The organism is uncultured Blautia sp. (genome assembly GCF_902497045.1).
In the GTDB taxonomy this organism is placed as follows: Bacteria; Bacillota; Clostridia; order Lachnospirales; family Lachnospiraceae; genus Blautia_A.
Genome location: NZ_CABVDF010000303.1, coordinates 1 through 2576, shown reverse-complemented (window position 1 = coordinate 2576; position 2576 = coordinate 1). Strand labels below are relative to the sequence as shown.

3 protein-coding genes are annotated in these 2576 nt (G+C 40.6%); 1 reads left to right on the top strand and 2 read right to left on the bottom strand.

The genetic code is table 11. The features are described 5' to 3' along the window. On the top strand, positions 1 to 369 hold a 369-nt coding region (locus tag RDS42_RS14045), incomplete at its 5' end, for a DUF6076 domain-containing protein (protein ID WP_308784207.1). Between the two features lie 157 nt (positions 370 to 526). Here the strand turns inward: RDS42_RS14045 and RDS42_RS14040 are convergent. Continuing rightward, the gene (locus RDS42_RS14040; protein WP_308784206.1) at positions 527 to 1144 is read right to left on the bottom strand and encodes a metallophosphoesterase; all 618 of its coding nucleotides are present in this window, start codon (positions 1142 to 1144) and stop codon (positions 527 to 529) included. 3 nt (positions 1145 to 1147) lie between these two features. Then, positions 1148 to 2576 (bottom strand): BMP family ABC transporter substrate-binding protein (locus RDS42_RS14035; protein ID WP_308784205.1); only part of this gene is annotated, 1429 nt, incomplete at its 5' end.

Sequence of the window (2576 nt, the reverse complement as noted above, 5' to 3'; positions counted from 1 at the left end):
AGTCTCGAGGTAATCAATATCCAGAATAATGCTATTATCATAAAACAATGTGAGAACTGTAAAAAATTTTTTATTCCAGAAAAACGCTCAGACGAAATATATTGCAATAGAATTTTTAAATCTGGAAAAACCTGCAAGCAAATAGGGTACGCCATAAAAGAAAAAAATGATCCTTTTAAAAATTTATTTACAAAGGCTCGGAAAACACAACATGCAAGAATACGCTATAACACTCATATCAAAGACTATAAAAAAAAGCATTATGAACCGTGGTTAAAAACAGCTCAAAAAGCCAGAGATGAATACCGGTCTGCAAATGATATTGATGGATTCAATAAATGGCTTGAAGATAATAAAGACGCATTTTAAATTATAAAATCCCCCTCCTGGCACACCGCCAGAAAAGGGGGATTTCTCATTTTTGTCACAACATTGTCACAAAATCCTATTTTAAATTCCTAGACACCGTATAAACACGGCATTTCTGAGATATTCGTGTCAAAAATTTTTTCTTGACAATATATTTTTATACCCAGTCTCCCGGATGCTCTGCATCATAATCAAACACAAAGCGTTCATAGGCATTGATCACATGAGTGTCCTTATATTTATCATATCTTTTATGCTGTCTTCCGTAGGACATGTGGACATGCCCGTGGAGAAAATACTTTGGATTATATTTCTCTATCAGTTTCAGGAAAACCTTAAATCCCTGATGCGGAAGATCCCGGCTGTCATTCAGCTGATAAGCAGGAGCATGTGTCACAAGGATATCAAACCCTCTTCTCCAGATAAGTTTTGGGATAAGCTTGAATATCCTGTGACGCATTTCTCTTTCTGTATACTGATGATTTCCGGGCTTGTACCGCATAGAACCGCCTAATCCCAGAATTCTTATGCCCTCATGGACATAGATTGTATCGTCAATACAGATGCATCCATCGGGAGGGATTCTTTCATATTTATCATCGTGATTCCCATGAACATAGAGAACAGGTGCTGATGTAAACGTAGCAAGAAATGACAGATATCTGGGATCCAGATCCCCGCAGGATATGATAAGATCAATACCTTCCAGCTTGCTCTTTTCAAAAAAATCCCATAAATATTTTGATTCTTCATCTGCAATGGCAAGTATTTTCATATTTTACAATCCCTTCTCCACACCCTGCTGAAGCGTCACTGATTTTGCCTGATCGTTTAACTGTCCGCTTTTTGGAATCGTACCGATGACATTGTCACAGAGCCAGTTCATGGTAATGATTTCTTCCGGAGACAGGCTTCCCTGTGGATTCTCCTGAATGATCCCATTCTGAGAATAAAGAACACCGGAAAACGGGTTAAACTCTCCACGCATGATTGTTTCCTTCAAAAGCTCCACAAGATGCTGTGTTCCATTTGGAATATTCTTGGAACAGATCACGTCTACTACCTGTGAGGACATTCCCCACCAATAGTTGATCGCTTTTTTCTCCGCACTGCTGTCATCATACTTCCAGGCTCCATTCATCACTGTCCGGATCAGTTCCTCATAAAATTTGCCCCAGTGCCACAATGGCATAGCCAGATTACGTGGCGTGCCATTTTCCATACGGTAAAGTCCGAAATATCTGGACGCATCTTCCGGTATCACCATATCACGGCCGGAAACGACAGAAATATCTTTTTCCCGGATTCTGTCCATAACCTTGCCAAGATCATCATCCTTAAGGCTGGACCACTCCAGATATATTTTTGCTCGTGGATTGATCATTGCTGCTCCAAGAGCAAAGGCATTAATATTTGCGATCGTACCAAAAATAGGATAGTCCGCAATATAAGCCATTCTGTCATTTTCAGCCATAGCTCCGGCTATGGCTCCCATAAGAAATTTCGCCTCATGCATCCGGGCATAGTAGGTACGGATATAACGATGCGATGTATTCAGAGAACAGTTAAGGATACGGATATCCGGATTTGCAATGGCGGTCTGCACACTGGCCTGGACAAAAGCAGGCGTAGTTGTAAAAATCATATTGCAGCCCTTCTGGATAGCATCTGTGATCGCTTTTTCTGCCAGTTCTGGAACTATATTCTCATAACACACAGTCGTAACTTCTTCCGGGAACATCTGTTCCAGATGCAGCCGTCCCAGTTCATGGGCATATGTCCATGCAGAGGAGCCCGGAGTTTTTGCATAAATAAACGCAATCTTAAGTTTTTTGGAACCAGTCAGAAGCCGGCTGATGAGAGGTTTCTTTTCCCTGTTGGGATCCATTTTCAGATCGATCTCATTTTCATGCTCAAGAAGAGTAAATTCTTCCCAGCTTTTATTTACCAGTTCCTTTAATTCATTTGCAGTCTTCTTACAAAGAGCCTCATATCCATAAATAGTCAGGAAAGCCAGAAAAGCATCGCCCGGTGTGATCGTAAGTTTTTTTCCTCCTGCTGCTTCATATTCCATAACAAATCTGGAATATACAGAGCTGAATGTCAGCTTGTCATCATCTGTCCATACCTCTTTTTCGTCCTTGCCTACAAGGCTCTGGAGTTTTGCAAAGCTTCCTGGCTTTGTAAACCATATATAATTAACTTTA

What these genes read in the sequence shown, in the direction of transcription:
- RDS42_RS14040 (WP_308784206.1), bottom strand. Translation starts at nt 1,144, where the DNA reads ATGAAAATACTTGCCATTGCAGATGAAGAATCAAAATATTTATGGGAT.